Raw genomic sequence first — 24,752 nt, forward strand, 5'->3', positions numbered from 1 at the left:
GGCTCGACTACCAGGTGACGGTCTGCGATCCGCGCGAGGAGTACACGGATGCGTGGGACGTGCCGGGCACGCGCGTCGTGCACACGATGCCCGACGACACCGTGCTCGACATGAAGCTCGACGCGCGCCTGAGCGAGCTGCTCGCGCCGCCGGCCGGCACGGCCGCGCCGAGCGACGAGCAACTGAAGCGCGCGCTGCGGCAGTTGCGTGTCGAAGTGTTCGGCGCGGTCGCGGAGCGCGACCTGCGCGGCCTCGCGGACGTCGCCGAGGTGACGGGCGCGATGACCGATCTCGCCGAAGTGGCCGTGCAGCGCTCGCTCGCGCTGCTGTCTGCCGAGCTCGAGACGATGTACGGCGAGCCGCGCGGCGCCGACGGCCAGCGCGTCGTGCTCGGCGTCGTCGGGATGGGCAAGCTCGGCGGCCGCGAGCTGAACGTGTCGTCGGACATCGACCTGATCTTCGTCTACGAGGACGACGGCGAGACGGCCGGCGGCACGCGCTCGCCGCTGTCCACCCAGGAATATTTCACGCGGCTCGGCCGGCGCCTGATCGGCGTGCTGTCCGAGGTCACGGCCGACGGCTACGTGTTTCGCGTCGACATGCGGCTGCGCCCGAACGGCGATTCGGGGCCGCTCGTCTGCAGCCTCGGGATGCTCGAGGAATATTTCTACGTGCAGGGGCGCGAATGGGAGCGCTACGCGTGGATCAAGGGGCGGCTCGTGTCGGAAGGCGACAGCGATGCGGCGCGGCGGCTCGAGTCGCAACTCGAATCGATCGTCAAGCCGTTCGTCTACCGCCGCTATCTCGACTTCGGCGTGATCGGCGCGATCCGTTCGCTGCACCAGCAGATTCGCCACGAAGCCGCGCGCCGCGCGTCGATGCGGCCCGACAAGGCCGACGACATCAAGCTCGGGCGCGGCGGGATCCGCGAGATCGAGTTCAGTGCGCAGGTGTTCCAGCTGATCCGCGGCGGCCAGGACGCGGGGTTCCGCGTGCGGCCGACGCTCGCGGTGCTGCGCCATGCGCAGGCGCGCGGGCTGATCGGCGAGGACGTGCGCGAGCGGCTGACCGACGCATACAACTTCCTGCGCACGCTCGAGCACCGGCTGCAGTACCGCAACGACGCGCAGACGCATGCGATGCCGGTCGACCCGGACGAGCGCGCGGCGCTGGCCGCCTCGCTCGGCTTTGCGGACTACGCGGCGCTGATGACGGTGCTCGATGGCTACCGCACCTTCGTCGAGGCGCAGTTCGACCAGATTTTCGCGGACAAGGTGAGCGGCGGCCCGTGTGCGGCGGGCGAGGACACGGCGGCAGCATGGATCTGGAGCGGCGCGCTCGCCGACGACGGCGAAGACCACGCGCTGCTCGCGCGCCTCGACGGCCTGGCCTTCGCCAATCCGGCGGCCGTGCTCGCGCGGCTGCGCGCGATCTGGCAGTCGTCGCGCTACGCGGGACTGCCGGAAAAGAGCCGGCAGCGCTTCGACAGCGTCGCGCAGCGCGCGCTCGAGGCCGCGCCGCGGATCGACGCCGCGCGCCGCGACGAAACGGTCGTGCGGCTGTTCGACCTGCTCGAGACGGTCAGCCGGCGCGGCGTCTATCTCGCGCTCCTGACCGAGTACCCGGCCGCGCTCGACCGCGTGCTGTCCGTGCTCGGCGCGACGCGCTGGGGCGGCGGCTACCTGATCCGCCATCCGCAGCTGCTCGACGAACTGCTCGACGACGAAGCGATCGCGAGCCCGTTCGACTGGCCCGCGTTCAAGGATGCGCTGCGTGCGCGTCTCGCGGCGGCCGACGGCCCCGAGCAGCAGATGGACCTGTTGCGGCATGCGCAGCACGCGGAGGTGTTCCGCATCCTGCTGATCGACCTGGCGGGCCAGCTGTCGGTCGAGCACGTGAGCGATCGCCTGTCCGAGCTTGCCGACGCGGTGCTCGACGTGACGATCGAAGTGGTCTGGTCGCAGCTCGCGAAGCGCCACCGCGACGTGCCGAAGTTCGCGGTGATCGCGTACGGCAAGCTCGGCGGCAAGGAGCTCGGCTACGCATCGGATCTCGACCTGATCTTCCTGTACGACGATCCCGACGAGCGCTCGGCGGATGTCTACACGACGTTTACGCGCCGGCTGATCACCTGGCTTACGACGGCGACCGGCGCGGGCGCGCTGTTCGACATCGACCTGCGGCTGCGGCCGAACGGCGAGGCCGGGCTGCTCGTGACCGATCTCGACGCGTTCCGCCGCTACCAGCTGCGCGAGGGCGATGCGGCGAACACCGCGTGGGTGTGGGAGCACCAGGCGCTCACGCGCGCGCGCTACAGCGCGGGCGACACGCAGATCGGCATGGATTTCGAGGCGATCCGCCAGCAGGTGCTGACGACGCCGCGCGACGGGGACGTGCTGGCGAAGGAAATCGTCGACATGCGCGGCAAGGTGTTCGCGGGCCATCCGAACCAGACCGAGCTGTTCGACCTGAAGCACGATCGCGGCGGGATGGTCGACATCGAGTTCATCGTCCAGTACTGGGTGCTGCTGCATGCGTCGAGCGATGCCGAGCTGATCCGCAACACCGGCAATATCGCGCTGCTGCGCGAGGTCGCGCGCTTCGGGCTGATGAGCGAGGACGAGGCCGAGCGTGTCGGCGCGGCGTACCGCAAGTACCGGAAGCTGCAGCACAAGCTGCGGCTCGATGGAATGGAGAAGGCCCGGGTCGATCCGGCCCTGGTGGCCGACGAGCGGGCGGCCGTGACGGCGCTTTGGACGCGCGTGTTCGGGGCCGTCGAAACGGGCGTTTGAGTCGGACGTTCGAATCCGCGGCCCGCGGCACTGGGCGGGCGTGATCGAGCGTTCGCCCGCCAAAAAAAGACCGGCATGCGCCGGTCTTTTTGCATTCGGCCAACGGGTGCCCGCGTCAGGCCGCCAGCATTTCCTTCGCGTGCTTGCGCGTCGTCGCGGTGATCTCGAGCCCGCCGAGCATCCGTGCGACTTCCTCTACCCGGCTCGTCTTGTCGAGCGGGATGACCGACGAGACGGTGCCGCCGCGGTCGTCGGCGCCTTTCGCGACCTGGTAGTGATGGTCGCCGCGCGCGGCCACCTGCGGCAGGTGCGTCACGCACAGCACCTGGCGGTCGCGCCCGAGCTGGTGCAGCAGGCGGCCGACCACTTCGGCGACGCCGCCGCCGATTCCCGTGTCGACTTCGTCAAAAATCAGCGTCGGTGTCGGGCTTGCCGCGCTCGCGATCACCGCGAGCGCGAGGCTGATCCGCGCGAGTTCGCCGCCCGACGCGACTTTCGCGAGCGGGCGCAGCGGCACGCCGGGGTGCCCGGCGACCCGGAATTCGACCTGCTCGAGCCCGTGCGGGCCGCCGTCGGCGAGCGGCACGAGCGCGACTTCGAAGCTGCCGCCCGCCATCGACAGTTCCTGCATGCCGGCCGTGACGGCCGTGCCGAGCGCCTTCGCCGCCTGCGTGCGCGCCTTCGACAGGTGTTTCGCGTCGGCGAGATAGGTTTCCCATGCCTTCGCCTGCGCGGCTTCGAGCGCGCCGAGATCGGCGGCCGCGTCGAGCGCGGCGAGCTGCGCGCGGCGTGCCGCATGTTCCTCGTGCAGTGTGCCGGGCGGCAGCCGGAACTTGCGGGCGGTCGTGTGCAGCGCGTCGAGGCGCGCTTCGACCTGCGCGAGCCGGGCCGGGTCGAGATCGAGGCGCTGCGCGTAGTGCGACAGCGAATAGACGGCTTCCTGCAGCTGGATCTCGGCCGGTTCGAGCGACGCGAGCGCATCGCCGAGCGCCGTGTCGTAGTCGGCCAGGTTGCGCAGCTTCGACACGATCGCGCCGAGCTGCGGGAGCATCGCGTCGTCGGCCTCCGACAGCGCGTTGAGCGCGCCCTGCACGCCGGCGATCAGGTTCGCCGAGTGCGACAGCCGCTTGTGCTCGCTGCCGACTTCGTCCCATTCGCCAGGTTGCGGTGCGAGCTTGTCGAGCTCGGCGAGCTGCCACGCGAGCTTTTCGCGCTCGAGCTGTAGTTCGCGCTCGTGCGCCTTCGCGGCGTCGATCGCCTGCGTCGCGTCGCGCCATACGCGCCACGCGCGGGCGACGTTCGCGGCATCGGCGACGAGCCCCGCGTGCGTGTCGAACAGCTCGCGCTGCGCGTCGGGCCGCATCAGCAACTGGTGCGCGTGCTGGCCGTGGATGTCGACCAGCATCTCGCCGAGCTCGCGCAGCTGCGCGAGCGTCGCGCTGGTGCCGTTGATGAACGCGCGCGAGCGGCCGTTCGCGTCGATCACGCGGCGCAGCATCACGGTGTCCTCGGCATCGAACGCGTGCTCGTCGAGCCAGCGCGCGACGCGGTCGTGCGGCGTGAATTCGGCGGTGATGTCGGCGCGGCCGCAGCCGGCGCGCACGACGCTCGCGTCGGCGCGTTCGCCGAGCGCGAGGGCAAGGGCGTCGATCAGGATCGATTTGCCGGCGCCGGTTTCGCCGGAAAAGACGGTAAAGCCGCTGTCGAATTCGAGATCGAGCGCGGCGACGATGACGAAGTCGCGAATCGAGAGGTGGCGGAGCATGGTGTCGGGCTGTGGTGCGTCAGGACGCCGTGTCGTCTTCGTTCGATGCGTGTTCGTTCCAGTGCAGCTTCTTGCGCAGCGTCGCGTAGTAGCTGTAGCCGACCGGGTGCAGGAACGGCACCGTGTGCTTCGAGCGGCGCACCTCGATCGTGTCGTTCAGTTCGAGCGCGGTGAACGACTGCATGTCGAAGTTCACGTTGACGTCGCGACCGCCGACGATCTGGATCGCGATCTTCGAATCGTCGGGCAGCACGATCGGCCGGTTCGACAGCGCATGCGGCGCGATCGGCACGAGCACGATGCCCTGGAGTTGCGGGTGCAGGATCGGGCCGGCCGACGACAGCGCGTACGCGGTCGAGCCGGTCGGCGTGGCGACGATCAGGCCGTCCGAACGCTGGTTGTACATGAACCGGCCGTCGACCGACGCGCGCAGCTCGACCATCCCGGAAAAGCCGCTGCGGTTCACGACGACGTCGTTGAACGCGAGCGCGTGGTAGATCGGTTCGCCGTCGCGCACGATCCGGGCCTCGAGCAGCGAGCGCTCCTCGCGCTCGAACTTGCCCGACAGGATCACCGGGACGCGCGCCTGCATGTCGGCGGCCGCGATGTCGGTGATGAAGCCGAGCCGCCCGTGGTTGATCCCGATCAGCGGTGTCTTGTACGGCGCGAGCTGGCGGCCGATGCCGAGCATCGTGCCGTCGCCGCCGAGCACGACCGCCACGTCCGCGCGCGCCCCGATTTCGGCCGGGGTGAGCGCCGGATAGCCGGAGATGCCGATCTCGCGAGCGGTGTCGACTTCGAACACGACCTCGAAGCCGAGCTTCGCGATGCAGCCGGCCAGCGTGGTGAGCGGCTCGGCGATGCCGGGCGTGTTGCTCCGGCCCACGAGCGCGACAGTGTTGAACTGATTACCGGTTTTCATGCCGGCATTACACCATAGCTCGTTGACGAAAAGAACCGGCTGTGCGCAGACGGGGCCGGATCGGTCGGCCCGAGCGACTGTGGGCGCGGGCACTCGCCGTGCTGGCGCGGTTGCGCTAAAATTTTCCACCATGCTAGATCCTCGCGCACGAACCCTCCTGAAAACCCTGATCGAACGGTATATCGCCGACGGTCAGCCGGTTGGATCGCGCACGTTGTCCCGTTACTCCGGGCTCGAGCTGAGCCCGGCAACGATCCGCAACGTGATGTCCGACCTGGAGGAGCTCGGCCTCGTGTCGAGCCCCCACACGTCGGCCGGCCGCGTGCCGACGCCGCGCGGCTATCGCCTGTTCGTCGACACGATGCTGACGGTCGAGGCGCCGATCGACGCCGAGGCCGTCGCGCGGCAGGTGCAGCACACGCTGCAGGCCGGCGAACCCCAGCAGCGGGTCGTGGCGGCCGCGGCGAGCGTGCTGTCGAACCTGTCGCAGTTCGCGGGCGTCGTGCTGACGCCGCGCCGCAGCCACGTGTTCAAGCAGATCGAGTTCATGCGCCTGTCGGACAAGCGGATCCTGCTGATCATCGTCACGCCCGAGGGCGACGTGCAGAACCGCATGCTCGCGACGCCGCGCGACTATTCGCCGTCGCAGCTGACCGAGGCGTCCAACTACATCAACGCGCATTTCGCCGGGCTGTCGTTCGACGAAGTGCGCCGCCGCCTGCGCGACGAGATCGACCAGTTGCGCGGCGACATGACCACGCTGATGCATGCGGCCGTGACGGCCAGCACCGAGGTGCCCGATACCGAGGACACCGTGCTCATTTCCGGCGAGCGCAACCTGCTCGAAGTGGCGGATCTGTCGTCCGACATGGCGCGGCTGCGCAAGCTGTTCGACGTGTTCGACCAAAAGACGGGCCTCCTGCAACTGCTCGACGTGTCGAGCCACGCCCAGGGCGTGCAGATCTTCATCGGCGGTGAATCGACGCTCGTGCCGATCGAGGAGATGAGCGTCGTCACCGCACCCTACGAGGTGAACGGCCAGATCGTCGGCACGCTCGGCGTGATCGGCCCGACCCGCATGGCTTACAACCGCGTGATCCCGATCGTCGACATCACCGCGCGCCTGCTGTCGCTCACGCTGAGCCAGCAATAACCTGACCGACACCGTCCCGCCATCGTGCCGCGGCGCCGCGCGCGCCGCCATTCGGCCGAACGGCCAGCCGACCCGAGCGGGGCGGCCCGCTATAATTGAGGGCCGTCCGACTGCGTGCCCCGAGCACGTTCCTGCCCATGCGTTTCGATCTTGAGCCGCCTTCGAGCGTCGCGGCCGCCCATCGCATCGGTGTGCTGCTGATCAATCTCGGCACGCCCGACGCCCCGACGCCGCGCGCGGTGCGGCGCTATCTGGCCGAATTCCTGTCGGACCCCCGCGTCGTCGAAATCCCGCAGGTCGTCTGGCAGGTACTGCTGCGCACGCTGATCCTGCCGCTGCGCGGCCGCGCGTCCGCGAAGAAATACGCGGCCGTCTGGATGCCCGAGGGTTCGCCGCTGCGCGTATACACCGAGCGCCAGACCGAGGGCGTGCGCCACCTGCTCGCATCGAATGCCTATCAGGTGACGGTCGATTACGCGATGCGCTACGGCAGCCCGAACATTGCGCAGGCGCTCGCACAGTTCAAGCGCGCGGGCGTCGAGCGCGTGCTGCTGATGCCGATGTATCCACAATACTCGGCGTCCACCACCGCGACGGCATTCGATGCCGCGTTCGCCGCGCTCGCGCGGATGCGCAACCAGCCGGAAGTGCGCACGGTGCGGCAGTACGCCGACCATCCGGCCTACATCCACGCGCTCGCCGAGCAGGTGCGCCAGTATTGGGCGCAGCACGGCCGGCCCGACTTCGCCGCCGGCGACAAGCTCGTGCTGAGCTTTCACGGCGTGCCGAAACGCACGCTCGACCTGGGCGACCCCTATCACGACCAGTGCCAGCAGACGGGCGCGCTGCTGATGGCCGCGCTCGGGCTGTCGACGCTCGAATGCCGTGTGACGTTCCAGTCACGCTTCGGCAAGGCCGAATGGCTGCAGCCGTACACGGCGCCGACGCTGCGTGAGCTCGGCGCGGCCGGCGTGCGGCGAGCCGATGTGTTCTGTCCCGGTTTTACGGCCGATTGCCTTGAGACGATCGAGGAAATCGGGATGGAGGTGCGCGACGAGTTCATCGCGGGCGGCGGCCAGGCCTTCCACCGGATTCCGTGCCTGAACGGCGCGCCCGCATGGATCGGCGCGGTGGGCGAGATCATCGCCGAGAATCTGCAGGGCTGGCCGGTGAAGGCCGCGCAGCCTGAAATGGTGAACTGAAATGACGGCACGCGCACTGCGTTCGCCGTTCGAGCGGACAGTCAGCCGCGATGGGGCGGCACGGCGGAGGCTGGCATGAATTACAAGATTTCGACGGAACCCGGCGCGAGGCTGCGCATCGACAAATGGCTGTGGGCAGCCCGCTTCTTCAAGACGCGCTCGCTAGCGTCCGACGCGGTCGACAAGGGTCACGTGAAGATCGGCGGCGCGGCGGTCAAGCCGGCGAAGGACGTGCGCGTCGGCGACGAGGTCGAGATTGCGATCGACGGTGTCGTCTGGCACATTGCCGTGCTGGGAATTTGCGACGTGCGTGGGCCCGCGAGTATCGCGCAGACGCTCTACGGTGAAACGGAAGCCGGGCGCGTCGCGCGGCTCGCCGAACTGGAACGGCGCCGCACGTATCGGGAGCCGGCGGCGGAACTGCACGGCCGGCCGACCAAGCGCGACCGGCGCATCATCGACAGATTTTCGGGTGGAAGCTGAACATCTGGTCGAACGTCGCCCGCGCGCTTCCGTATTCGGTCGTGCGGTCGGTGACGGCTCCGGACAGGCAGATGGTGGTGGTGCCGGCAATCAGTACCAGCGCGACCACCGATATGGCAAAGGTCAGTTTCACGGTACTCGCCTCATGGGACGGTTGAATGCGGCGCCAGGTGAAGGTGAATGTCAGGCGGCGGTCAGCTAGGGGTAAACACGCTTTCCGACGCTTGAGTTGGAGTGTAGTGCAGCCCCCCGAGCCGGGCTAGTACTAGTCAGGTAAGCGTTGTTACCGGGCGTTTCGTCCGGTTTGGCGGCAAATGCGCGCAATGGGGCGGCGCGCCGCGCGGTTGTTTCGCGGCATTGGCGAATGCCGGCGAATAACCCACTTGAAGTCGCAGTTTTCGCCCTTATTTGCACGATGAATGTGCGGTGCCGCCGGGTATACGGTCCGGCGGTTGCCGATTTGGCTTCAACCTCTAATCGACTTTCAGCGACATGGAAAACACGCAAGAGAACCCGGCTACCCCTTCGGCCGACGACATCGGCAGCGAGAAGCAGGCGGCGCAAGGCGCTGCTCCCGCCGCCGAAGCAGCCGACGCGGCGCTCGCGGAGGCTCAAGCCAAGGTCGCCGAGCTGCAGGAGAGCTACCTCCGGGCGAAGGCCGAGACGGAGAACGTCCGCCGCCGCGCGCAGGACGACGTCTCGAAGGCGCACAAGTTTGCGATCGAGAGCTTTGCCGAGCACCTGCTGCCGGTGCTGGACAGCCTCGAGGCCGCCGTCGGCGACACGTCCGGCGACATCACGAAGGTGCGCGAAGGCGTCGAGCTGACGCTGCGCCAGTTGACGAGCGCGCTCGAGAAGGGCCGTGTCGTCGCGATCAATCCGGTCGGCGAGAAGTTCGATCCGCACCAGCACCAGGCGATTTCGATGGTGCCGGCCGAGCAAGAGCCGAACACCGTCGTGACGGTCCTGCAAAAGGGCTACATGATCGCCGACCGCGTGCTGCGCCCGGCACTCGTCACGGTCGCCCAGCCGAAGTAAGGCTGCCGCGATGGTTCCCGCCGGCGTCGATCCGGCCGCGTTCAACGCGTTCGACATGCACGCGCTGGCGCCCGACACGTTCGACGCCGGTGTCGCCGGCGCCGGCGATGCGCTCGTCGTGGTGTTCTTCTGGGGCGTCGACTGCTTCAATTGCGAGATCGCGAAGAAGGCGATGCTCGCCCAGGCGGACGCGATCCGCGCGCTGGGCCTGAAGTGGTTCCACTGCAACGTGTACGAACACCCCGAGCTGGGGCGCCGCTTCGGCCTGCACGGCGTGCCAACGTGGTTCTTCTTCCACCGCGGCAAGCGGCTCGGCCGCGCGACCGGCTGGCATGGCCTCGCGCAGTTCCAGGCGGCGGTGTCGGCGGCGCGGGCGAAGATCGCCGCGGCGGCTGGCGCGCAGCCGGCCGAGCGCGACGGCGGCCCGCACGATCCAGCTACCGGCGGCGATTGAAAAAATTTAATATCCGCATCGCTGGGCGGGTCTTGAAAACGGGCCGGCCGGACGCATTTCGGGAACAGAGTTGAATTCAGGCGCGCGAAACCGCCCAAAACGCGGGGTTTCGCGCAGCAAACAAGCATTTCTGGAGATTAGGAAAATGGGAAAGATCATCGGTATTGACCTCGGCACCACGAACTCGTGCGTCGCCATCATGGAAGGCAACCAGGTCAAGGTCATCGAGAACTCGGAAGGCACGCGCACGACGCCGTCGATCATCGCCTACATGGACGATAACGAAGTGCTCGTCGGCGCGCCGGCCAAGCGTCAGTCCGTGACCAACCCGAAGAACACGCTGTTCGCGGTGAAGCGCCTGATCGGCCGCCGCTTCGAAGAGAAGGAAGTCCAGAAGGACATCGGCCTGATGCCGTACGCGATCATCAAGGCCGACAACGGCGACGCATGGGTCGAAGCGCACGGCGAGAAGCTCGCGCCGCCGCAGGTTTCGGCGGAAGTGCTGCGCAAGATGAAGAAGACGGCCGAAGACTACCTCGGCGAGCCGGTCACGGAAGCCGTGATCACGGTGCCGGCGTACTTCAACGACAGCCAGCGCCAGGCGACCAAGGACGCCGGCCGCATCGCGGGCCTCGAAGTCAAGCGGATCATCAACGAGCCGACCGCGGCCGCGCTCGCATTCGGCCTCGACAAGGCCGAGAAGGGCGACCGCAAGATCGCCGTGTATGACCTCGGCGGCGGCACGTTCGACGTGTCGATCATCGAGATCGCGGACGTCGACGGCGAAATGCAGTTCGAAGTGCTGTCGACCAACGGCGACACGTTCCTCGGCGGCGAGGACTTCGACCAGCGCATCATCGATTACATCATCGGCGAGTTCAAGAAGGAGCAGGGCGTCGACCTGTCGAAGGACGTGCTCGCGCTGCAGCGCCTGAAGGAAGCGGCCGAAAAGGCGAAGATCGAGCTGTCGTCGAGCCAGCAGACCGAAATCAACCTGCCGTACATCACGGCCGACGCATCGGGTCCGAAGCACTTGAACCTGAAGATCACCCGCGCGAAGCTGGAAGCGCTGGTCGAGGATCTCGTCGAGCGCACGATCGAACCGTGCCGCATCGCGATCAAGGACGCCGGCGTCAAGGTGTCGGACATCGACGACGTGATCCTGGTCGGCGGCCAGACCCGCATGCCGAAGGTGCAGGAGAAGGTGAAGGAGTTCTTCGGCAAGGATCCGCGCCGTGACGTGAACCCGGACGAAGCCGTCGCGGTTGGCGCGGCGATCCAGGGCCAGGTGCTGTCGGGCGACCGCAAGGACGTGCTGCTGCTCGACGTGACCCCGCTGTCGCTCGGTATCGAGACGCTCGGCGGCGTGATGACGAAGATGATCAGCAAGAACACGACGATCCCGACGAAGCACGCACAGGTGTATTCGACGGCGGACGACAACCAGTCGGCCGTGACGATCAAGGTGTTCCAGGGCGAACGCGAGATGGCGGCAGGCAACAAGCTGCTCGGCGAGTTCAACCTCGAAGGCATCCCGCCGTCGCCGCGCGGCGTGCCGCAGATCGAAGTGACCTTCGACATCGACGCGAACGGCATCCTGCACGTCGGCGCGAAGGACAAGGCGACCGGCAAGGAAAACAAGATCACGATCAAGGCGAACTCGGGCCTGTCCGACGCTGAAATCGACCAGATGATCAAGGACGCGGAAGCGAACGCAGCGGAAGACCACAAGCTGCGCGAGCTGGCTGATTCGCGCAACCAGGGCGACGCGCTGGTCCACAGCACGAAGAAGGCGCTCACCGAGTACGGCGACAAGCTGGACGCGGGCGAGAAGGAAAAGATCGAAGCGGCGCTGAAGTCGCTCGAGGACGCGCTGAAGGATACGTCGGCCGACAAGGCGGCGATCGACGCGAAGGTCGAGGAACTCGGTCAGGTTTCGCAGAAGCTCGGCGAAAAGATGTACGCCGACATGCAGGCGCAGCAGGCCGGTGCGGCCGGCGCGGCGGGTGCAGCGGAAGGCGCGGCCCACGCGGGTGGTGCGCAGCAGGCCGCCGACGACGTCGTCGACGCCGAGTTCAAGGAAGTGAAGAAGGACTAAGCCGGGTTGCCATGGCACCGCACGCCGCGCGCGATACGCGCGCGGCGCGGCTGAACAGCGGTCTGTCTTTCCCTTCCGGATGGCCGGATCGACTCCACGCCTGGCGGGCTTCGCGGCCCTCCGGGCACATTTGTTTTTTGGCGGGTGCTGCGCGAGCCGTCCGCGGACGGCGCAGCGCCAGACGAGTCGAGAGACTTTACTGCGGGCGAAAGGAGCCGCCGCGCGTGCGACGCGCGAAGGCACAGTGAATCGATATGGCGAAACGGGATTACTACGAGGTTCTGGGCGTCGCGAAGAACGCGGGCGACGACGAAATCAAGAAGGCGTATCGCAAGCTTGCGATGAAGTATCACCCTGACCGCAATCCGGACAGCAAGGATGCGGAAGAGCATTTCAAGGAAGTGAAGGAAGCCTATGAAATGCTGTCGGACGGCCAGAAGCGTGCGGCGTACGACCAGTACGGCCACGCGGGCGTCGATCCGAACATGGGCGGTGCGGGCGGCCAGGGTTTCGGCGGTTTCGCGGATGCGTTCGGCGATATCTTCGGCGACATCTTCGGTCAGGCCGCGGGCGGCGCCGCGCGCGGCGGCCGCGGTGGCCCGCAGGTGTATCGCGGCGCCGACCTGCGCTACAGCATGGAAATCACGCTCGAGCAGGCCGCGCACGGCTACGACACGCAGATCCGCGTGCCGAGCTGGGTGTCGTGCGAAGTCTGTCACGGCTCGGGCGCGAAGCCCGGCACGAAGCCGGAAACCTGCCCGACCTGTCACGGGCAGGGCACGGTGCGCATGTCGCAGGGCTTCTTCAGCATCCAGCAGACCTGTCCGAAGTGCCACGGCACCGGCACCTACATCCCGGAACCGTGCGTGCACTGCCACGGGTCGGGCAAGGTGAAGGAAACCAAGACGCTCGAAGTGAAGATCCCGGCGGGCATCGACGACGGGATGCGAATCCGCTCGGCCGGCAACGGCGAGCCCGGCATCAACGGCGGGCCGCCGGGCGATCTGTACGTCGAGATCCACATCAAGCCGCATTCGGTGTTCGAGCGCGACGGCGACGATCTGCACTGCCAGATGCCGATCCCGTTCACGACCGCCGCACTCGGCGGCGAGATCGAGGTGCCGACGCTGGCCGGCCGCGCCTCGTTCCCGGTGCCGGAAGGCACGCAGTCGGGCAAGACGTTCCGCCTGCGCGGCAAGGGCATCAAGGGTCTGCGTTCGAGCATCGCGGGGGATCTGTACGTACACGTGCAGGTCGAGACGCCCGTGAAGCTGACCGACCAGCAGCGCGACCTGCTCAAGCAGTTCGAGAAGTCGCTGGCCGAGGGCGGTGCGCGTCACAGCCCGCAGAGCAAGAGCTGGTTCGACCGGGTGAAGAGCTTCTTCGAGTAACGGCATGACTGAAGGCAACGAGAGCGCGTCATTCGCGCTCTTGGACGATTGCGACTCGACCGCGGTTGCGCGGTCGAGTCGTTTGTATTCCGGTTTCGTGCGCGAACATGTATGCACGGATCCGGCGCGGCTCGACGAAGTCGATGCGGCGGTGGCGCAGGATCTGCGCGACGGGTTGCATGCGGTGGTCGTCGGCGATTACGAATTCGGACGCAATCTGGAAAGAGCGCAGCCGGGCCATGCCCCGCTGCGCTTTTTGCTGTATGCGCGCTGCGAGCGCCTGTCGCGCGACGAAGTCGACGCGTGGCTCGCGCAGCAGGATGGCGGCGGCCCGCCGTCGATCGCGGGCGTCGCGCACGTCGCGAAGAGCGTGTCGCGCGACGCGTTCGACGCGGCGATCGCCGCCGTGCACGAAGCACTGCGCGCGGGCGACTCGTACCAGATCAACTACACGTACCGGCTGAATTTCGACATGTTCGGCACGCCGCCCGCGCTGTACCGGCGGCTGCGCGCGCGTCAGCCCGTGCGTTACGGCGCGCTGATCGCGCTGCCCTGCGGCGCGTGGGTCGTATCGTGCTCGCCGGAGCTGTTCGTCGAGAAGCACGGCGACGTGCTGCGCGCGCGGCCGATGAAGGGCACCGCGCCGCGCTCGGCCGATCCGCGTGAAGATGCGGCGGCGGCCGCGTTCCTCGCGAACGATCCGAAGAACCGCGCGGAAAACGTGATGATCGTCGACCTGCTGCGCAACGACGTGTCGCGGATCGCGCGCACGGGCACGGTCAAGGTGCCGGCGCTGTTCTCGGTCGAGCCGTATGCGTCGGTATGGCAGATGACGTCGACGGTCGAGGCCGGCTGGCGCGACGGGACGACGTTCGCGCAGATGCTGCGCGCGCTGTTTCCATGCGGATCGATCACCGGTGCGCCGAAGCACAAGACGATGGAATTGATCGACGCGATCGAGTCGACGCCGCGCGGCCTCTATACGGGCGCGATCGGCTGGCTCGATGCGCCGAAGGAAGACCAGTCGACCGGCGATGCGGCGCCCGGCGGCGTGGCCGGCTGCGGCGATTTCTGCCTGTCGGTCGCGATCCGGACGCTGACGCTCGAAGCGGTCGGTATCGATGCTGTCTCAACGATCGACGCGCGCGAGGCGGCGGCTCGCGGGGCCGGGCGTCGGCGCGGCACGATGGGGGTCGGCGCGGGCATCGTGCTCGACAGCGTTGCCGCCGACGAATATGCGGAGTGTGAATTGAAAGCACGATTCCTGACCGACGCCGATCCCGGCTTCCAGTTGTTCGAAACCACCGCGGCGACGCGTGCGGACGGCATCCGGTATTTCGAGCGCCATCTCGCGCGGTTGCAGGGCAGCGCGGATGCGTTTGGCTTCCGTCTCGACGCCGACGCGTTGCGTCGCGAGGTCGATGCGCGCTGCGCGGCGCTCGACGGCGATGGCCCGTACCGGATGAAGCTCGCGCTCGCGAAGGACGGCACGCTCGACATCACGGCCGCGGCGCTGAAGCCGCTGCCCGCGGGGCCGGTCCGCGTGATGCTCGCGTCCGCGCACGGCTTCGCGCCGACCCGCACGGACGACGCGCTGCTGCTGCACAAGACCACGCGTCGCGCCGAATACGACCGCGCGTGGCAGGCGGCGGAAGCGCTCGGCGGCTTCGACATGCTGTTCGTCAACGAGCGCGGCGAGGTGACGGAAGGCGGGCGCTCGAACCTGTTCGTGAAGCTCGACGGCCAGTGGGTGACGCCGCCGCTGGCGAGCGGCGTGCTGCCGGGCGTGATGCGCGCCGTGCTGCTCGACGACCGCGCGTTCGGCGCGATGGAGCGTATCGTCACGCGTGACGACCTTGCGCGCGCGCAAGCGCTGCTGCTGACCAACGCGCTGCGCGGCGCGCTCGACGCGGTATTGACATGACGCACTGAGGGTTCGGGCCGCGTGCCCGAAGGACCGGTGCCGCACACCTTCGGCAACCGGGCGTCCAGACAAAAAAGCGCGGCGCCCCGCAAAGGGTGCCGCGCTTTTTTGTATCGAGACGGCGCCGGAGAACGAGCCGCCGGCCGCGTCAGAACGAGTGTTCCGGGCCGGGGAACGAACTGTCCTTCACCGCGCGCACATAGGCTTCGACGGCCGCCTGGATGGTCGGCTGACCCTGCATGAAGTCCTTCACGAAGCGCGGACGCTTGCCGGGGAAAATGCCGAGCATGTCGTGCAGCACGAGCACCTGGCCCGAGCAGTCGGTGCCTGCGCCGATGCCGATCGTCGGAATCTTGAGCATGTGCGTGACTTCGGATGCGACGAGCGTCGGCACCGCTTCGAGCACGACGAGTTGCGCACCGGCATCCTCGACCGCGCGCGCGTCGCGCAGCAGTTGCGCGGCGCCGGCCTCGGTCTTGCCCTGCACCTTGAAGCCGCCGAACGCGTGCACCGATTGCGGCGTGAGGCCAACGTGCGCACACACGGGCACCGCACGCTCGACGAGGAAGCGGATCGTTTCGGCGAGCCACTCGCCGCCTTCGAGCTTGATCATCTGCGCACCGGCGCGCATCAGCTTCACGGCGCTCGTGAATGCCTCGGCCGGTGTGCCGTAGGTGCCGAACGGCAGGTCGGCCATGATCAGCGCGCGCGGCTGCACGCGCGCGACACAGGCGGTGTGGTACGCGATGTCGTCGAGCGACACGGGCAGCGTGGTCGTGTGGCCCTGCAGTACGTTGCCGAGCGAATCGCCGATCAGCAGCACGTCGGCGCCCGAGCGGTCGAGCAGGGCGGCAAAGCTCGCGTCGTAGCAGGTGAGCATCGCGATCTTCTCGCCGGCATCGCGCATTGCCTGCAGCTTCGGCACCGTGACGGCAGGCCGGCTCGATTCCTGGAGATAGGTCATGGGGAAATCCGGTTCGATGGTGAAAACGACAGGCGAGGACGCGTCAGCGCGTCGTCTCGCCCTTGACGAAGGATTCCTTGCGGCCGCGCATCGTCTCGATGCGCTCGATCAGCAGCGCGAGGTCTTCGGGGGAATCCTGCGGGTTCAGGTGTTCGGCTGCGACCGTCAGTACCGGCGTGCGGTCGTAGTGATAGAAGAACTCGTTGTACGCGTCGACGAGCGAGCGCAGGTACGCGTCGCTGATCTGCAGTTCCATCGGCAGCCCGCGCTTCTGGATGCGCGAGAACAGCACCTCGGGGCTCGCCTGCAGGTAGACGACGAGATCGGGCGCAGGCGCCTGCGGCACATCGAGGTGCGTCGCGATCGACCGATACAGCTGCCATTCGTCTTCCGGCAGGTTCAGCCGCGCGAAGATGTCGTTCTTCTGCGGCATGTAGTCGGCGACGACGGGCCGGCCCGTGTCGAGCGCGCCCATCAGTTCGCGCGCCTGCTGCGCGCGCTGCAGCGCGAACGACAGCTGCGCGGGCAGCGCGTAGCGCGCGGTGTCGCGGTAGAAGCGTTCGAGGAACGGATTGTCCTGCGGGCGTTCGAGCAGCGCCTGCATCGACCAGCGCTCGCCGAGCAAACGCGCGAGCGTCGTCTTGCCGACGCCGATCGGGCCTTCGATCACGAGATAGCGATGGGGGGCGCGCAGGTCGGGTGCGGTGACGGTCAGCGGAGTGGTGTTCATGGGCAGCGGTTCTTGTCGGCGTCTGCGCCGGCGGCCAGGGCCTTCTGCATCAGGCATTGACAGGTCTGCACCTTCTCGACGCGCTGGTCGGCGACGGCGGCGAGGAATGCATCGGCGCGGCCGCGTGCCGGGATGTCGAGCGCCGGCTCGATTTCGACGAGCGGCACGAGCGCGAAGGCGCGATCGGTGAGGCGCGGATGCGGGACGATCAGGTCGGGTTCGTCGATCGAGTCGGTGCCGAACAGCAGGATGTCGAGGTCAAGCGTGCGCGGCGCGTTGCGATACGGGCGCTCGCGCCCGAAGTGATGTTCGATCTTCTGGCAGAGCGCGAGCAGCTCCCGGGCCGACAGCGTCGTGTCGAGCTTGACGACGCAGTTGTAGTAATCGTCGCCGCCCGCCTCGAAGGGCGCCGTGCGATACAGGCTCGACTTGCCGAGGATCGAGATGGTGCGCTGCTGCGCAAGACACACCACCGCGTCCTTCAGGGTCTGGCGTGCATCGCCGAGATTCGCCCCCAGTCCGATATATGCAACCGTCATGGCATCACTTCCTACGTCGTTCGCCGGCGCGCGCGTCAGTCGTCGGAACCGCCTGCGGTGTCCGGCGCCTGCTCGGCTGCGCCTTCGTCCGGCTTGCGGTTTCGCACACCGCCGCGGCGGCGCCGCTTGCGGGGCGATTTTTCCTTCGAGCCACCCTGCGTGAGGAGTGCCTCACGAGCGGCTGCGTCGCCTTCGATGAAATCCGTCCACCACTGGCCGACAGCTGCTTCCAGCTCGCCGGATTCGCAGCGTAACAGGAGGAAATCATACCCCGCTCTAAACCTTTGGTGTTCTAGCAGCCGCATCGCGCTGCGGCCCGAGCGTTTTTCCAGGCGCAGCTGCAGGCCCCAGATTTCGCGCATGTCGGCCGAGTAGCGCTTGTGGATCGCGAGCTTCTCGGTCTGCATGTCGATCACGTCGTCCATCGCGCGATGGAGCGCCGGCACCGGGATTTCGCCTTCGGCCGTGTATTGTTCGAAGCGCTGGCGCATGTCGTGCCACAGCAGCGTCGCGAACAGGAAGCCCGGCGACACCGGCTTGCCGGCGCGCACGCGCGCGTCGGTGTTGTTCAGCGCGAGCGTGATGAACTTCTCGCCCTGCGGCTGTTCGAGCACGACGTCGAGGAGCGGCAGCAGCCCGTGGTGCAGGCCTTCCTTGCGCAGCCGCTGCAGGCACGCGAGTGCCTGGCCCGACAGCAGCAGCTTCAGCATTTCGTCGAACAGGCGAGCGGCCGGCACGTTGTTGACCAGGTCGGCCAACGCGTTGATCGGCTCGCGCGTGTGCGTCTCGATCTCGAAGCCGAGCTTCGCCGCGAAGCGCACGACGCGCAGCATCCGCACCGGATCCTCGCGATAGCGCGTGGCCGGATCGCCGATCATCCGCAGCAGGCGGGCGCGTATGTCGGCCATCCCGTCGTGGTAGTCGAGCACCGTCTGCGTCGACGGGTCGTAGTACATCGCGTTGATCGTGAAGTCGCGGCGCGCGGCGTCTTCGTGCTGCTCGCCCCAGACGTTGTCGCGCAGCACGCGGCCGCTTGCATCCACCGCATGCGTGCGGCGATCGAGTTCGTCGCGCTTCAGGCGCTTCGGCGGCTCGGCCGCGGCGGCTTCGGGCGGTGCGTCGACCAGGGCGCGGAACGTCGACACCTCGATCAGCTCCTGGCCGAACTGCACGTGGACGATCTGGAAGCGGCGGCCGATCAGGCGCGCACGGCGGAACAGGCGCTGCACCTCGGTCGGCGTCGCGTCGGTCGCGACGTCGAAGTCCTTCGGCGCGATGCCGAGCAGCAGGTCGCGCACCGCGCCGCCGACGATGAACGCGCGAAAACCCGCCTGCTGCAGCGTGTCGGTCACGCGCACCGCGTTCCTCGAGATCAGCGATGGATCGATCTGGTGCACGCTGGCCGGCACGACGGTCGGTTCGTGATTGCCGCGCGGTTTTTTGGCAGCGCCGCTGCCGCGGCTACCCTTCGCGGGGCGCGGAGCGGGGGCCGTTTCGACGGCGGGCGCCTCGACGGGCGACGTTTGTTCGGCGTCGTCCTGGCCGAGCAGCTTGCGAATGAATTTTTTGATCACGACGTTCAGAAGAGATCGAGGATGCGCCAGCCGCGGTTGCTTGCATGCGCGCGCAGCGTGTCGTCGGGGTTGGTCGCGATCGGGTCGGTGACTTTCTCGAGCAACGGGATGTCGTTATGCGAGTCGCTGTAGAAGTAGCTGTGTTCGAAGTCGTCCCAGTGTTTGCCGAGCGACGCGAGCCATGCTTCGGTGCGCACGATCTTGCCTTCGCGATAGCTCGGCGTGCCGGTCGGCCGGCCCGTATACGGCGAGTCGGGGTGCCCGTCGGTCGTTTCGACCTCGCACGCGATCAGCGTGTCGACGCCGAACGCGGTCGCGATCGGACGCGTGATGAATTCGTTGGTCGCCGTCACGACGCAGCACAGATCGCCGGCATCGAGGTGCTTGCGCACGAGTTCGAGCGCGGCGGGCGTCATCGCGGGGCGGATCACCTCGTGCATGTATTGCTCGTGCCATTCGGCGAGCTGCGCGCGCGAGTACTTCGCGAGCGGCGTGAGCATCGCGCACAGATACGCATGGATGTCGAGCTTGCCGGCCTTGTAGTCGGCGAAGAACTGATCGTTCTGACGCGAAAAGCTTTCCGCGTCGACGATGCCGAGCTTCACCATGAAGCGACCCCATTCGTGGTCGCTATCGGTCGGGATCAGCGTGTGATCGAGGTCAAAGAGTGCCAGATTAGTCATGGATGCGCATTTTACTCGAAGCGGTTGGGGCCTGTGCCCGGCGGTGCGATGTCGTCGCCGGGGCGCGCCAGCATCCGGCGCAGCAAGGGCAGCGTGACGGCGCGTTTCTGCTCGAGCGAGAAGCGGTCGAGCGCGTCGAGCAGCGCCATCAGGCTCGGCATGTCGCGGCGGAAATGGGTCAGCAGGTAGGCGGCGATATCGTCGGTGAGCGCGATCCCGCGCTCCTTGGCCGCGAGCTTCAGCACGGCGATCTTGCCGGCGTCGGACGGCGGCGACAGGTGGAACACGAGCCCCCAGCCGAGGCGCGTGCGCAGATCCTCGCGCACGTCGAGCGCGAGCGGCGCCGCGGGGCCGGCCGCGACGAACGCGCTCGACGGGTGCGCGCGGACCTCGTTGAACAGGTTGAACAGCGCGACCTGCTGCGTGTCGCTCATCCGGTCGCAGTCGTCGATCGCGTAGATGCCGATGCGCGGGTCGAACGTGAACGCGCCGAGCGGGCTCTGCGGCGTCAGGTAGCGCGCGTAACCATACGACGCGTCGCTCACGAGCGCCTGCAGCAAGTGGGTGCGGCCGCTGCCGGGCTCGCCCCAGATGTAGAACGACCGGTCCGGCACGGGCCCCGCCGCGAGCGCGAGGTCGAGCTTCTGAAGCCGCGAGATGAGCTCGTCGTTCTCCTCATTCATGATGAAGTTGTCGAACGTGGCGGGCGGCGGCGTGCCGAGATCGAGCGTCAGTTGACGGGACACAACAGTCACAATGCGGGTCGGTTGATGAAACGCGTGCCGTACGCCGGGCACGCGCGGGGGGCTGCTCCGGTGCCTGCACACGCGGCCGCACGCACGGCGGCGCGCGGGTTTCGGCGCGGCTCGCGGAGCGATGAAAACGGGGACGTGTCGACCAAGATGCAATCCCTGACGATTCGGTGCTGGGAATTCCGGCCAACGGGCCGGCTTCGGGTAAAATCGCATTTTACCGACCTTCTCGCATTCCCCCATGAATCCTCCGAAATCCGCTCCCGACGCTCAGGGTCTGTCCTACCGCGACGCAGGCGTCGACATCGACGCTGGCGACGCGCTCATCGACAAGATCAAGCCTTTTGCGAAGAAAACCCTGCGCGACGGCGTGCTCGGCGGCATCGGCGGGTTCGGCGCGCTGTTCGAAGTGCCGAAGAAGTACAAGGAGCCCGTGCTCGTGTCGGGCACTGACGGCGTGGGCACCAAGCTCAAGCTGGCCTTTCATCTGAACAAACACGACACCGTCGGCCAGGATCTCGTCGCGATGAGCGTGAACGACATCCTCGTGCAGGGCGCCGAGCCGCTGTTCTTCCTCGACTACTTCGCGTGCGGCAAGCTCGACGTCGACACGGCCGCCACGGTCGTCAAGGGCATCGCGCACGGCTGCGAACTGTCCGGCTGCGCGCTGATCGGCGGTGAGACGGCCGAAATGCCGGGCATGTACCCGGACGGCGAATACGACCTGGCCGGTTTCGCGGTCGGCGCAGTCGAGAAGAGCAAGATCATCGACGGCAGCACGATCGCCGAAGGCGACGTGGTGCTCGGGCTTGCATCGAGCGGTATCCACTCGAACGGCTTCTCGCTCGTGCGCAAGATCATCGAGCGCGCGAACCCCGACCTGTCGGCCGATTTCCACGGCCGCTCGCTGGCCGACACGCTGATGGCGCCGACGCGCATCTACGTGAAGCCGCTGCTCGCGCTGATGCAGAAGCTGCCGGTGAAGGGCATGGCCCACATCACCGGTGGCGGCCTCGTCGAGAACATTCCGCGCGTGCTGCGCGAAGGCCTCACCGCCGAGCTCGACCAGAACGCATGGCCGCTGCCGCCGCTGTTCAAGTGGCTGCAGGAGCACGGCGGCGTCGCCGACGCGGAAATGCACCGCGTGTTCAACTGCGGGATTGGCATGGCGGTGATCGTGTCGGCGGCGGACGCCGACGCGGCGATCGCCGACCTGACGGCCGCCGGCGAACAGGTGTGGAAGATCGGCACCGTGCGTGCGAGCCGCGAAGGCGAGGCGCAGACGGTCGTGGTCTGACGCAGCGCACGCAGGATGCAGCAAGGAAAGCCGCCCGGAGTCGATCCGGGCGGCTTTTTTTCTGGCGCGGGCAGGCATGGCGACGCGCCCCCGAAGGAGGAACGACGATGACCGAAGACGAACGCGCGATTCGCGAGCTGGTGGAAACCTGGTTCGTGTCGAGCCGGCGCGGAGATCTGGCGACCGTGCTCGACCTGATCGCCGACGACGCGATTTTCATGGTGGCCGGCAAGCCGCCGTTCGACAAGGCGGCGTTCGCGGCCGCATCGCGCGACGCGGATGCGGCGGCCGGCAACGGGCCGAAGATCGATGGCCGTTACCGGATCGACGAACTGCGCGTGATGGGCGACTGGGCGTACCTGCGCAATTTTCTCGAGATCGACGTGACGCCGCCGGGCGGCGACACCGTGCGCCGCTCCGGCCATACGCTGACGATCTTTCGCAAGTCGGATGGCCGCTGGCAGCTCACGCGCGACGCGAATCTCGTGACGCTTGCGCCCTGAGCGAGGTGGTGTGAGCGCTTCCGGGCGGCCGGCCGCCGTTCACGCGGACGGCCGCGGTGCGCTTGTCGGGCGCGCGCTCGCCAGCAACGGCGGCACCAGCAGATAGAGCAGCGCGGCCGCGGCCCATACGAGCCCCGGCCACGTGACGCGGGTGGCCGCGTAGGTCGTCGTGACGACGAGCGGCCCGGCGACGCCGATCAGGCTCGCCACGCTCGCGAGCGTGCCCTGCAGTTCGCCCTGGCGGGCATCGTCGACCTGACGCGCGAGCATCGCCTGCAACGCCGGCAGCGTCATGCCACCCGCCGCGAACAGCGGCAGCAGCGCGAACGGCACCCATGCGGCCGTCGCGAACGCGATCATTACCAGCCCGAGCGCGTCGCCCGCGAGGCCCAGGGCGAGTGCGCGGCGCTCGCCGAGCCGTGCGATCAGCGGCCCGATCGCGAAGGCCTGCGCGAGCGCGTGGCACGCACCGTAGCCGGCGAGCGACAGCCCGGCGACGGGCGTGGACCAGCCGAAATGCTCCTGGCCGTACAGAATCCACAGCGTCGCGGGCGCCTGCGACACCAGCGCGACGATCACGTAGATGCCGATCAGCGGCGCGAGCGCGGGCGCGCCGCTCAGCCGGCGCAGGCCGGCGAACGGGTTGAGCGTGGCGACCGCGCGACTTGCCCGGGCCGCGCGCGGACGTGATTCCGGCAGCGCGCGCCACACGAGCGCGAGGTTCAGCGCATTGAGCAGCGCGGCCGCGACGAACGGCGCGCGCAGGTGCAGCGCGCCGAACAGCCCGCCGATCAGCGGGCCCGCTATGAAGCCGACGCCCATCATCGCGCCGAGCTGGCCGAAGCGCCGTGCGCGGTCGGGTTCGGCCGTGACGTCGGTCACGTACGCGGTCGCGACCGCGACGTTCGCGCCGGTGATGCCGGCGATCAGCCGCCCGACGTAAAGCCACGCCAGCGTCGGCGCGAGTGCCATCAGCAAGTAGTCGAGCGCGGCGCCGGCAAGCGACGCGAGCAGCACGGGCCGGCGGCCGAAGCGGTCGCTCAGCGTGCCGAGCAGCGGGGCGCACAGGAACTGGGCGAACGCGTACAGCGCGAGCAGGATCCCGTAGTGGGTGTCGGTGCTGCCGGCGCCGGCGAGCGTGCGCAGCAGGCCGGGCAGGATCGGCATCACGATCCCGACGCCGATCGCGTCGAGCAAGACCGTGGCGAGGATGGCAATCAGGGACGGATTCAAGGCGACCACTCTATCGATGATAGAGTGACGATTATTCCATAGTTTCCCTATCGGTGATAGAGATGAAGGACACGGGTGCGCGGCTGACGCGCGACACGGTGATGCGCGCGGCGCTCGATCTGCTCAACGAGGTCGGTATCGACGGGCTGTCGACGCGGCGGCTCGCCGAGCGGCTCGGCGTGCAGTCGCCGACACTGTACTGGCACTTCCGGAACAAGGCCGAGCTGCTCGACGCGATGGCCGAGGCGATCATGCTCGAGCGCCACGGCGCGTCGCTGCCGCGGCCGGGCGACGCCTGGGATGCGTGGCTTCTCGAGAATGCGCGCAGTTTCCGTCGCGCGCTGCTGGCCTATCGCGACGGCGCACGCCTGCATGCCGGTACGCGGCCGCGCACGCTGCATTTCGGTTCGATCGAACGGAAGGTGGCGCTGCTGGCCGAGGCGGGCTTTGCGCCGGACGAAGCGGTCGACGTGATGTATGCGCTCGGCCGCTTCGTGGTCGGTTGGGTGCTGGAAGAGCAGGCGGAAGCGGAACGCGAAACCGACACGACGCTGCCTGACACGGCCGAGCATCCGCTCCTCGCGCAGGGCTGGGCTGCGCTGCGCGAGCGTGGCGGCGACGAAGCGTTCGAGCGCGGCGTTGCGTTGATCGTTGATGGCGCACGCGCGCATCTGGCGGATCGTCAGCGCGGCGGTTGACCTCGCGTCCGCGCCCGGGTCAGGCCGGCAGGCGGCCGTCCAGCACGCGTTCGAGCGTGTCGAGCGCGAGCGCAGTCGCATCCGGCGCGACACAGTCGACGACGATCCGCTCGGGCATCGCGCGCAGCCACGTGATCTGCCGTTTGCACAGCTGGCGCGTCGCGAAGATGCCCTTGTCGCGCATGGTCTGGTAGTCGGTGTCGCCGTCGAGGAATTCCCAGGCCTGCCGGTAGCCGACGCAGCGCATCGACGGCAGGCCGAGATGCAGATCCTCGCGGCGGCGCAGCCGTTCGACCTCGTCGATGAAGCCCGCGTCGAGCATCGCGTCGAAGCGTTGCGCGATGCGCGCGTGCAGCACCGCGCGGTCCGACGGTTCGAGCGCGACCGGCACGAAGCGGTACGCGGCGGCCTCGTCGTCCGCGCGCCGCGGCGCGGCGAGCAGCACCGACATCGGCTGCCCGCTCAGCAGGAACACTTCGAGCGCGCGCTGGATCCGCTGCGAATCGTTCGGCGCGAGCCGCGCGGCCGTCGCGGGATCGACCTGCGCGAGCAGCGCA

The 24,752-nt window shown here is 68.1% G+C and carries 23 protein-coding genes; 12 read left to right on the forward strand and 11 right to left on the reverse strand.

From position 1 onward, the window contains the following. The first annotated feature begins 14 nt into the window (after window positions 1-14). Window positions 15-2,792 carry a bifunctional [glutamate--ammonia ligase]-adenylyl-L-tyrosine phosphorylase/[glutamate--ammonia-ligase] adenylyltransferase gene (glnE, locus tag F3J14_RS23510; protein WP_348772012.1) on the forward strand — a complete coding sequence of 926 codons (2,778 nt, stop codon included), beginning with the start codon at window positions 15-17 and terminating at the stop codon, window positions 2,790-2,792. A gap of 115 nt (window positions 2,793-2,907) precedes the next feature. On the opposite strand, the gene recN is transcribed toward glnE, so the two are convergent. Then, window positions 2,908-4,557 carry a DNA repair protein RecN gene (gene recN, locus F3J14_RS23515; protein ID WP_166725049.1) on the reverse strand — a complete coding sequence of 550 codons (1,650 nt, stop codon included), beginning with the start codon at window positions 4,555-4,557 and terminating at the stop codon, window positions 2,908-2,910. A gap of 19 nt (window positions 4,558-4,576) precedes the next feature. Beyond that, window positions 4,577-5,479, reverse strand: a complete 903-nt coding sequence (locus F3J14_RS23520) for an NAD kinase (protein WP_006752731.1) — start codon at window positions 5,477-5,479, stop codon at window positions 4,577-4,579. A 130-nt stretch (window positions 5,480-5,609) separates the two neighbouring features. Here F3J14_RS23520 and hrcA point away from each other — a divergent pair, with 130 nt between their 5' ends. From hrcA to F3J14_RS23535, 3 genes are all read left to right on the forward strand, one after another. After that, complete coding sequence (hrcA, locus tag F3J14_RS23525) at window positions 5,610-6,632, forward strand: heat-inducible transcriptional repressor HrcA (protein ID WP_006752732.1); 1,023 nt, start codon at window positions 5,610-5,612, stop codon at window positions 6,630-6,632. Window positions 6,633-6,769: 137 nt separating this feature from the next. Continuing rightward, window positions 6,770-7,834: a ferrochelatase gene (gene hemH / locus F3J14_RS23530; RefSeq protein WP_166725050.1), complete on the forward strand. Its 1,065-nt coding sequence runs from the start codon at window positions 6,770-6,772 to the stop codon at window positions 7,832-7,834. Between the two features lie 75 nt (window positions 7,835-7,909). Further along, window positions 7,910-8,317, forward strand: coding sequence for an RNA-binding S4 domain-containing protein (locus tag F3J14_RS23535; RefSeq protein WP_166725051.1), 408 nt, complete (start codon window positions 7,910-7,912; stop codon window positions 8,315-8,317). Here the strand turns inward: F3J14_RS23535 and F3J14_RS23540 are convergent. After that, complete coding sequence (locus tag F3J14_RS23540) at window positions 8,289-8,450, reverse strand: hypothetical protein (protein WP_006752735.1); 162 nt, start codon at window positions 8,448-8,450, stop codon at window positions 8,289-8,291. The genes F3J14_RS23535 and F3J14_RS23540 overlap by 29 nt on opposite strands. A 359-nt stretch (window positions 8,451-8,809) precedes the next feature. Here F3J14_RS23540 and grpE point away from each other — a divergent pair, with 359 nt between their 5' ends. From grpE to F3J14_RS23565, 5 genes are all read left to right on the forward strand, one after another. Then, complete coding sequence (gene grpE, locus F3J14_RS23545; protein WP_006752736.1) at window positions 8,810-9,355, forward strand: nucleotide exchange factor GrpE; 546 nt, start codon at window positions 8,810-8,812, stop codon at window positions 9,353-9,355. A gap of 10 nt (window positions 9,356-9,365) precedes the next feature. Further along, on the forward strand, window positions 9,366-9,809 hold the full coding sequence (locus F3J14_RS23550) for a thioredoxin family protein (RefSeq protein WP_166725052.1): 444 nt from the start codon (window positions 9,366-9,368) through the stop codon (window positions 9,807-9,809). A gap of 145 nt (window positions 9,810-9,954) precedes the next feature. Then, on the forward strand, window positions 9,955-11,907 hold the full coding sequence (gene dnaK, locus F3J14_RS23555) for a molecular chaperone DnaK (protein WP_166725053.1): 1,953 nt from the start codon (window positions 9,955-9,957) through the stop codon (window positions 11,905-11,907). A gap of 254 nt (window positions 11,908-12,161) precedes the next feature. Continuing rightward, a complete protein-coding gene (dnaJ, locus tag F3J14_RS23560; protein ID WP_166725054.1) occupies window positions 12,162-13,298 on the forward strand; it encodes a molecular chaperone DnaJ in 1,137 nt (378 codons plus the stop codon). A gap of 4 nt (window positions 13,299-13,302) precedes the next feature. Beyond that, complete coding sequence (locus F3J14_RS23565) at window positions 13,303-15,222, forward strand: bifunctional anthranilate synthase component I family protein/class IV aminotransferase (protein WP_166725055.1); 1,920 nt, start codon at window positions 13,303-13,305, stop codon at window positions 15,220-15,222. A 148-nt stretch (window positions 15,223-15,370) separates the two neighbouring features. On the opposite strand, the gene panB is transcribed toward F3J14_RS23565, so the two are convergent. Genes panB through hda form a run of 6 tightly spaced genes read right to left on the reverse strand, consistent with a single transcriptional unit; the run spans window position 15,371 to window position 20,458 of the window. Next, window positions 15,371-16,186, reverse strand: coding sequence for a 3-methyl-2-oxobutanoate hydroxymethyltransferase (panB, locus tag F3J14_RS23570; RefSeq protein ID WP_166725056.1), 816 nt, complete (start codon window positions 16,184-16,186; stop codon window positions 15,371-15,373). Between the two features lie 43 nt (window positions 16,187-16,229). After that, window positions 16,230-16,916 (reverse strand): deoxynucleoside kinase, encoded by a 687-nt coding sequence (locus F3J14_RS23575; RefSeq protein WP_166725057.1) that lies wholly within the window; start codon window positions 16,914-16,916, stop codon window positions 16,230-16,232. After that, complete coding sequence (gene folK, locus F3J14_RS23580; protein ID WP_006750662.1) at window positions 16,913-17,455, reverse strand: 2-amino-4-hydroxy-6-hydroxymethyldihydropteridine diphosphokinase; 543 nt, start codon at window positions 17,453-17,455, stop codon at window positions 16,913-16,915. Before folK ends, F3J14_RS23575 begins: the two co-directional genes overlap by 4 nt. Window positions 17,456-17,490: 35 nt before the next feature. Next, window positions 17,491-19,029 carry a polynucleotide adenylyltransferase PcnB gene (gene pcnB, locus F3J14_RS23585; protein ID WP_166725058.1) on the reverse strand — a complete coding sequence of 513 codons (1,539 nt, stop codon included), beginning with the start codon at window positions 19,027-19,029 and terminating at the stop codon, window positions 17,491-17,493. 5 nt (window positions 19,030-19,034) lie between these two features. Further along, window positions 19,035-19,712, reverse strand: a complete 678-nt coding sequence (locus F3J14_RS23590; RefSeq protein WP_006750664.1) for an HAD family hydrolase — start codon at window positions 19,710-19,712, stop codon at window positions 19,035-19,037. Between the two features lie 11 nt (window positions 19,713-19,723). Continuing rightward, on the reverse strand, window positions 19,724-20,458 hold the full coding sequence (gene hda / locus F3J14_RS23595; protein WP_006760485.1) for a DnaA regulatory inactivator Hda: 735 nt from the start codon (window positions 20,456-20,458) through the stop codon (window positions 19,724-19,726). 247 nt (window positions 20,459-20,705) lie between these two features. On the opposite strand from hda, the gene purM reads away from it, so the two are divergent. Together purM and F3J14_RS23605 are read left to right on the forward strand one after the other, a co-directional pair. Beyond that, on the forward strand, window positions 20,706-21,761 hold the full coding sequence (gene purM, locus F3J14_RS23600) for a phosphoribosylformylglycinamidine cyclo-ligase (RefSeq protein ID WP_006750666.1): 1,056 nt from the start codon (window positions 20,706-20,708) through the stop codon (window positions 21,759-21,761). Between the two features lie 107 nt (window positions 21,762-21,868). Next, complete coding sequence (locus F3J14_RS23605; RefSeq protein ID WP_166725059.1) at window positions 21,869-22,264, forward strand: SgcJ/EcaC family oxidoreductase; 396 nt, start codon at window positions 21,869-21,871, stop codon at window positions 22,262-22,264. Between the two features lie 39 nt (window positions 22,265-22,303). Here the strand turns inward: F3J14_RS23605 and tet are convergent, their stop codons facing one another. Beyond that, window positions 22,304-23,497 (reverse strand): Tet(A)/Tet(B)/Tet(C) family tetracycline efflux MFS transporter, encoded by a 1,194-nt coding sequence (gene tet, locus F3J14_RS23610; protein ID WP_166725060.1) that lies wholly within the window; start codon window positions 23,495-23,497, stop codon window positions 22,304-22,306. Between the two features lie 62 nt (window positions 23,498-23,559). Between tet and tetR the strand changes: the two genes are divergently transcribed. Further along, window positions 23,560-24,195 (forward strand): tetracycline resistance transcriptional repressor TetR, encoded by a 636-nt coding sequence (gene tetR, locus F3J14_RS23615; protein WP_166725061.1) that lies wholly within the window; start codon window positions 23,560-23,562, stop codon window positions 24,193-24,195. A gap of 19 nt (window positions 24,196-24,214) precedes the next feature. On the opposite strand, the gene F3J14_RS23620 is transcribed toward tetR, so the two are convergent. Beyond that, window positions 24,215-24,752: tRNA dimethylallyltransferase (locus tag F3J14_RS23620; RefSeq protein ID WP_282100722.1), on the reverse strand; the 538-nt coding region annotated here is incomplete at its 5' end.

Origin of the sequence: Burkholderia sp. Tr-862, assembly GCF_011753085.1 — a bacterium.
Lineage (GTDB): Bacteria > Pseudomonadota > Gammaproteobacteria > Burkholderiales > Burkholderiaceae > Burkholderia > Burkholderia ambifaria.

Bases quoted from the DNA above. Each gene is read 5' to 3' on its own strand.
- dnaJ (WP_166725054.1), top strand. From the start codon at position 12,162: ATGGCGAAACGGGATTACTACGAGGTTCTGGGCGTCGCGAAGAACGCG.
- F3J14_RS23550 (WP_166725052.1), top strand. From the start codon at position 9,366: ATGGTTCCCGCCGGCGTCGATCCGGCCGCGTTCAACGCGTTCGACATG.
- panB (WP_166725056.1), bottom strand. From the start codon at position 16,186: ATGACCTATCTCCAGGAATCGAGCCGGCCTGCCGTCACGGTGCCGAAG.
- F3J14_RS23575 (WP_166725057.1), bottom strand. From the start codon at position 16,916: ATGAACACCACTCCGCTGACCGTCACCGCACCCGACCTGCGCGCCCCC.
- purM (WP_006750666.1), top strand. From the start codon at position 20,706: ATGAATCCTCCGAAATCCGCTCCCGACGCTCAGGGTCTGTCCTACCGC.
- F3J14_RS23605 (WP_166725059.1), top strand. From the start codon at position 21,869: ATGACCGAAGACGAACGCGCGATTCGCGAGCTGGTGGAAACCTGGTTC.
- folK (WP_006750662.1), bottom strand. From the start codon at position 17,455: ATGACGGTTGCATATATCGGACTGGGGGCGAATCTCGGCGATGCACGC.
- F3J14_RS23590 (WP_006750664.1), bottom strand. From the start codon at position 19,712: ATGACTAATCTGGCACTCTTTGACCTCGATCACACGCTGATCCCGACC.
- dnaK (WP_166725053.1), top strand. From the start codon at position 9,955: ATGGGAAAGATCATCGGTATTGACCTCGGCACCACGAACTCGTGCGTC.
- grpE (WP_006752736.1), top strand. From the start codon at position 8,810: ATGGAAAACACGCAAGAGAACCCGGCTACCCCTTCGGCCGACGACATC.
- F3J14_RS23535 (WP_166725051.1), top strand. From the start codon at position 7,910: ATGAATTACAAGATTTCGACGGAACCCGGCGCGAGGCTGCGCATCGAC.
- tetR (WP_166725061.1), top strand. From the start codon at position 23,560: ATGAAGGACACGGGTGCGCGGCTGACGCGCGACACGGTGATGCGCGCG.
- hrcA (WP_006752732.1), top strand. From the start codon at position 5,610: ATGCTAGATCCTCGCGCACGAACCCTCCTGAAAACCCTGATCGAACGG.
- recN (WP_166725049.1), bottom strand. From the start codon at position 4,557: ATGCTCCGCCACCTCTCGATTCGCGACTTCGTCATCGTCGCCGCGCTC.
- F3J14_RS23520 (WP_006752731.1), bottom strand. From the start codon at position 5,479: ATGAAAACCGGTAATCAGTTCAACACTGTCGCGCTCGTGGGCCGGAGC.
- hemH (WP_166725050.1), top strand. From the start codon at position 6,770: ATGCGTTTCGATCTTGAGCCGCCTTCGAGCGTCGCGGCCGCCCATCGC.
- F3J14_RS23565 (WP_166725055.1), top strand. From the start codon at position 13,303: ATGACTGAAGGCAACGAGAGCGCGTCATTCGCGCTCTTGGACGATTGC.